This is a genomic window from Deltaproteobacteria bacterium (assembly GCA_009930495.1).
Classification (GTDB): domain Bacteria; phylum Desulfobacterota; class Desulfovibrionia; order Desulfovibrionales; family Desulfomicrobiaceae; genus Desulfomicrobium.
Map to the genome: position 1 here is coordinate 1 of RZYB01000172.1, position 5,222 is coordinate 5,222.

The window sequence follows — 5,222 nt, forward strand, 5'->3', positions numbered from 1 at the left end:
GCATGACCAAAACGCCCATTCGCGTCACCCGCGCCATCACCGTGCCCGACCCGATCCGCGTGGCCAGGGCCCAACGCGGTCCGGACCTGGGGCCGCGCATCCTGTTTTTCACCGGCGGCACGGCCCTCAGGGAGACCAGTCAGGCCCTGGTGGGGTACACCCACAATTCCACCCACCTGGTCACGCCCTTTGATTCCGGCGGCAGTTCGGCCGTGCTGCGCCAGTATTTCGGCATGCCGGCCGTGGGCGACATGCGCAGCCGGCTCATGGCCCTGGCCGACCGCTCCCTGCATGGCTTTCCGGAAATTTATGATCTCTTCGCCCACCGCCTGCCCAAAACAGCCAGTCCGGAGCAGCTGCAAACCGAGTTGCAGGCCCTGGTCGGCGGCAGCCATCCGCTTATCGCGCGGGTCTTGGACCCCATGCGCAAGATCATCCGCCACCATCTGCAACTCTTTGAAAAAAGCATCACGGCGGATTTCGACCTGCGCGGGGCCAGCATCGGCAATCTGATCCTGACCGCCGGATATCTGGAAAACCGTCGTCATATCGATCCCATCGTCTACATCTATTCCAAACTGGTCCAGGTCCGGGGACAGGTGCGGCTGGTGATCAACGCGGATTTGCAGCTGCGGGCCGTGCTCGAAAACGGCGCGGAAATCGTCGGCCAGCATCTCATCACCGGCAAGGAAACCCCGCCCCTGTCCGTGCCCATCCGGGAATTGAGCCTGACCGATCCCGCCCGGCGCGGCAGCTGCGCGCGCCCGGCCGTCCGGGACAAAATCCGCGCGGCCATCACGTCCTCGGACCTGATCTGCTATCCCATCGGCAGCTTTTACAGTTCCCTTGTCGCCAATCTGCTCCCGGCCGGAATCGGACAGGCCGTAAGCCAGACACCCTGTCCCAAGGTCTTTATCCCCAACCCTGGGCCGGATCCGGAAGCCATCGGCCTGGATCTGATCGGACAGGTCCGCGTCCTGCTGCGCCACCTGCGCCAGGACGCGCCGGACGCCATCGCCATCGGCGACATCCTAAATTTCGTCCTGCTTGATACCAACACCGTATACCCCGGTCCGCGCCAACTGGAGCGCGAGCTGGCGACCATGGGTATCCAGGTCATCCGCACGCCGCTGGTCGATCCGGCCGACGGTCGCGTCCAACCCCATCTCCTGTGCCAGACCCTCGTTTCCCTGGCCGGGACATAGCAAGGAGTCACCATGGGTAAAGACAAAGTCAAATCCAAGCGCGTCCTGACCCGCGACGCCCTGGTCGCGTATCTGGAATCCTTGATCGGCGGCCTGCGACAGGGAACGATCATCCTCGACGACGAGGAGCATCCGCTCTTGCTCCGGCCCTCGGACGCCATTGAAACCGAGATGGAAATCAAGCGGAAAAGCGACCGGGAGAAGGTGGAGCTCAAACTGTCCTGGATTCCGAACCGCCTGCAACCCATGACCGTGCCGCTGTCCAACCCGGAAGTCGTGTTTCCCGAGTCGGAACTCGAAGCAAAAAAAAAATGAATTTTTGAACGAGCCTGACGTGGAGTCTCCCGCGCTTGACGATCGGCTCGCGGTTGGGCCCGTGGTCGGCGTTGAAGAAGCGCCGGGCCTGGCCGGGCCGGCCCCGGCGCTTGAAGGCTCGTCCATGGCGCGCGGTCGTGCCCGGCGCATGGCCGTGGCGCCCGAGATCAAGGTGGTGCTGGACGTGGTCCGGGACGCCCTCGTGGCCGGGGAGCGGGTGGTATTGCCTGGGCTTGGCACGTTTTTCGTGGCGATCCGGCCGGCGCGCGCCGGTCGGAACCCGCGCACCGGGGAGCGCATCGCCATTCCGGCCCGGGCGCGGATCCGTTTCAAGGCGGGAGCGGCTCTGCGCGCGCGGTGCAATGACGCCCCTCGGCCCCGGGCCGGGGACGCAGACCGTTGAAAAACGGCGAGCTGCCGCGTCGGCGAAAAATCCAGACCGCTTCCGTATGCGCGATACACCGCGCATCCTGGATTATTTCGTTTCCTTGCAGCCCACCATTTTTGAACGGCCCGCGAATTTTGAATTCTTCAACAGTCGGTTAGGATTTCCAGCTGATTTCGATTTCCAGCGAGGTCTTGGTTTCCCCATCCTTGGTTTTCTGCTTGGCCTGGTATTCCAGATCCACTTCCTTGGGCAGGGTCATGGTCACCGGGCCATCGGCCGTTTCAAACACGAATTCCCGCCGCGAAAGGGCGTCCGCCACATCCTTGAGCAACACGCCGGCCATGTAGGTCAGCCGGGTTTCGTTCAGTTCCACGAGTTTCTTTTTTTCGGACATAGTTCCTCCTTTGGAGATGTTTCCCGAAGCATGGCCACGACCGGTGGCGTTGGTCAATGCCTGGGCGGGATTGCCTCGGATGTGTAACACGGCCCGCCTTGCCGGTGGCGTCCAGGCGACGGCCCGTGGGCTTGGCGCGGCCTGGGATCGTGATTGTCGTCGGTTGCCCTGTCACGTTGTTGTCGTTTTTTTGCGGCCTGTCGGTCACGGTGGGGGGGTAGTTTGGTGCGTCCCTGCGTACCGTGACGGGCGTCGTGGTATAAGTGGGCTTCCCGTGTTCAAAGGGTTTGGAGGCGCATCGCGTATCCGTGGAGCGATGCTTGGTTGTCGCCATCCACCAAGGAGGAACGCATGCGTTTTTTTTCAACCTGTCGTAGCCTGCTCCGAGGCCGTCTGCCCGGACAGGCCGTGATCCAGATCACCTCGCGGTGCAACGCGCGGTGCGTCCAATGCGGCATGCGCGTGGACCACGCCGGCGCGCGGCACAGTCTTGACGTGGACACGGTCGAACAGATTCTGCGGGCCGCCGTCCGACTAAACATGCAGACCGTGTCCTTCACCGGGGGAGAGCCCCTCCTCGATTACCAGCGCCTGAAGGCCATGATCCGGGCGGCCAAGACGCTTGGCCTGCCGTATATCCGGACCGGCACGAACGGGTTTGTCTTTCAGCGTCACGAGGAGCCGGATTTTCGCGACAGGATGCGCCGCATGGCCGATGAACTGCTGGAATGCGGGTTGCGGAATTTGTGGATCAGTCTGGACTCGTGCGATCCCGATATCCACGAAAAAAACCGGGGCCTGCCCGGCGTGGTGCGGGGCATGGCCAAGGCCTTGCCGTGTTTTCACCAGTGCGGCTTGTTTCCCTCGGTCAATCTTGGCATCAATCGGCTGTGCGGCGGACGCATCGCGGCCCTGAGCGGACCGTTTGACGCCCAGGCGTTTCGCCTGGGATTTGTCGAGGCCTTTTCCCGGTACTTTTCCCATGCCGAGGAGCTGGGCTTCACGATGGCCAACTGTTGCTACCCCATGAGCGAGGACGATCCGGTGTACGCGGCGTCGTCCTCGGACCCGTTCATCCGTTTTGACGCGGCCGAGAGAGTGGCCATGTTCGAAGCCCTGCGCGAGGTGATTCCCCGGTTTCGGTCCCGGCTTCGGATTTTCACGCCCTTGTCCTCCCTGGACGCGCTTATCGCCCAGGCCAGGGGCGGCGCCGAGCAGGCCTATGCCTGCCGGGGCGGGGTGGATTTCTTTTTCGTCGATGCCCACCGTGGCCATGCCTACCCGTGTGGCTATCGGGGCGCCGAGGATTTGGGACCGTTTTGGGCCCTGCCGGAATTACCACGGGATACGCCGAGCTGCCGGCGCTGCGACTGGGAATGTTTTCGCGACCCGTCCGAGCTTTTCGGGCCCCTGGGCACGATCTTGGCCAGCCCGTTGGCCGTGGCGCGGAAATTCTCGTCCCGTCCCGGCGCGTTCACGACCTGGCTGACGGACCTGCGCTATTACCTGGCCTGCGGCATGTTCGACGGCACCAAGCCCCCACGTCCCGAACGTCTGGCGCGGTTTTCCCAGGACTTCGCCCGCCCGGCGGATTTTGCCGCGACATGCTCATGAGCGATCCTCGCGGAATACCGTCTCGGCATGGTTTTGGCCCGCGTCCTGATCAGAAACCAGGCCGTGTTTCGGGGTGAGTTCGGGGCGTTTTGTTGCCGCCGCCGGGATGGATTGTCACGCCCGTTATCCCCGTCGCGTTTCTTCGCGGTGGGGATTTTTTGTGACCGTGGCGTGACGCGGAATTGGGAGGATCTGGATTTCGTCACGGAATCGTCGCCGAGTCTCCGCACCGTTTTCACCAAGGCGTGGTCAAGGGTGGGCAACAAGGTGGGTGCGATGCTGTACGATACAAAACGGGAAACAGCGGACATGGATCTGTCCATAAACATGGCGAGGCTGTTGGAGTTGGATGGCCCCTGGAGTGGGCATGCCGCCGAGCGGCTGCCGTTCACGCCCGACGACGCCACGGCCGGAAGCGAGAACGAGTTGCAGGTCGCGGTCATCGGCGAGCGGGACGCCGTGGATTTGCCTCGGACCATTCAGGAGTCGAGTTTTTACCATGACATGGTCCGCCGGGCCGCTAGTGGTGACACGTCCGGGCGGACCCTGCGCGAGCTGGACCGTTATCTGGAAACGTCCGAGGTCTGGGAGAACAGTTGGATCCGTTTTCCCCTGGCCCGGCTGAACGTCCACGCCCGCGCCATGCTGGAGCGGGATTTGCTGGCGGACAAGGCCAATCCGGCTGCCGGCCCGCGCCAGGACCGGGCCGATTTCTTTCGCGTCATCGATGGGGAAGAGCATCTGCGCGTGCCCATCAGCTATTTGCTCAAATTGGCTTTGGCCGACCTTATTGGTGGCCAGGGCGTGCCGGAACAGGTTCGCGTTCTGGGCGAGGGCTATCTGGAGCATTTCTCCAACGACAACACCTCGCCCGAGACGTTTTCCTTCTATCCCGCGCCGTTTGGCGTCGGATTTGCGGGCGGCAAGGGCATTGCCCGCGAAACCAGCCAGCGTTTTTTGCTCTGTCAGCTTCTGGCCGATCACGCCAACGAGGCTTTTGGCCTTCTCGAACGCGGCCAACGGGCCGTGGTCTATTTCGCGCCCCTGCCTCCGGCCAGGCAGAAGCAGCTTAACGAGATCATTCCCGATGCCTTCTACCGCGAACTGTTCATGAATCCCTGCCTGTCCGGCTGGGACCGGGGCGAGGCCAAGAAGGAGTACATGGGGCTGTGCCACCGCACGCTGTCCCGCAGTCAGCTGAACACCTTGGCCAAGCTGCGCGAATCCGGCATCCTGACCCGCAATCTGGTCGTGCTGCCCAATACCTCCAACACATGTCTGGCCAACAACGGCACGCACATTTCCA

At 63.0% G+C, this 5,222-nt stretch carries 6 protein-coding genes; 5 read left to right on the forward strand and 1 reads right to left on the reverse strand.

Features of this window, described 5'->3' with window-relative positions:
- Positions 1-2 precede the first annotated feature (2 nt).
- The 3 genes from EOL86_11780 (at position 3) to EOL86_11790 (ending at position 1,923) form a co-directional block, all read left to right on the forward strand.
- Positions 3-1,205: a GAK system CofD-like protein gene (locus EOL86_11780; protein ID NCD26254.1), complete on the forward strand. Its 1,203-nt coding sequence runs from the start codon at positions 3-5 to the stop codon at positions 1,203-1,205.
- Between the two features lie 12 nt (positions 1,206-1,217).
- Entirely contained in the window at positions 1,218-1,520 is a 303-nt protein-coding gene (locus EOL86_11785; protein ID NCD26255.1) for an amphi-Trp domain-containing protein, read from the forward strand.
- A 124-nt stretch (positions 1,521-1,644) separates the two neighbouring features.
- The gene (locus EOL86_11790) at positions 1,645-1,923 is read left to right on the forward strand and encodes an HU family DNA-binding protein (GenBank protein ID NCD26256.1); all 279 of its coding nucleotides are present in this window, start codon (positions 1,645-1,647) and stop codon (positions 1,921-1,923) included.
- A 139-nt stretch (positions 1,924-2,062) separates the two neighbouring features.
- Here EOL86_11790 and EOL86_11795 read toward each other — a convergent pair whose 3' ends face one another.
- Positions 2,063-2,302: an amphi-Trp domain-containing protein gene (locus EOL86_11795; protein ID NCD26257.1), complete on the reverse strand. Its 240-nt coding sequence runs from the start codon at positions 2,300-2,302 to the stop codon at positions 2,063-2,065.
- A gap of 351 nt (positions 2,303-2,653) precedes the next feature.
- Between EOL86_11795 and EOL86_11800 the strand changes: the two genes are divergently transcribed.
- Entirely contained in the window at positions 2,654-3,916 is a 1,263-nt protein-coding gene (locus EOL86_11800; protein NCD26258.1) for a radical SAM protein, read from the forward strand.
- A 276-nt stretch (positions 3,917-4,192) separates the two neighbouring features.
- Positions 4,193-5,222, forward strand: a 1,030-nt coding sequence (locus tag EOL86_11805; GenBank protein NCD26259.1) for a hypothetical protein, incomplete at its 3' end; no start/stop codon positions are given.

Excerpts from the sequence above, each read along its gene's own strand:
- EOL86_11780 (NCD26254.1), top strand. The coding sequence starts at position 3 with ATGACCAAAACGCCCATTCGCGTCACCCGCGCCATCACCGTGCCCGAC.
- EOL86_11790 (NCD26256.1), top strand. The coding sequence starts at position 1,645 with ATGGCGCGCGGTCGTGCCCGGCGCATGGCCGTGGCGCCCGAGATCAAG.
- EOL86_11795 (NCD26257.1), bottom strand. The coding sequence starts at position 2,302 with ATGTCCGAAAAAAAGAAACTCGTGGAACTGAACGAAACCCGGCTGACC.
- EOL86_11785 (NCD26255.1), top strand. The coding sequence starts at position 1,218 with ATGGGTAAAGACAAAGTCAAATCCAAGCGCGTCCTGACCCGCGACGCC.
- EOL86_11800 (NCD26258.1), top strand. The coding sequence starts at position 2,654 with ATGCGTTTTTTTTCAACCTGTCGTAGCCTGCTCCGAGGCCGTCTGCCC.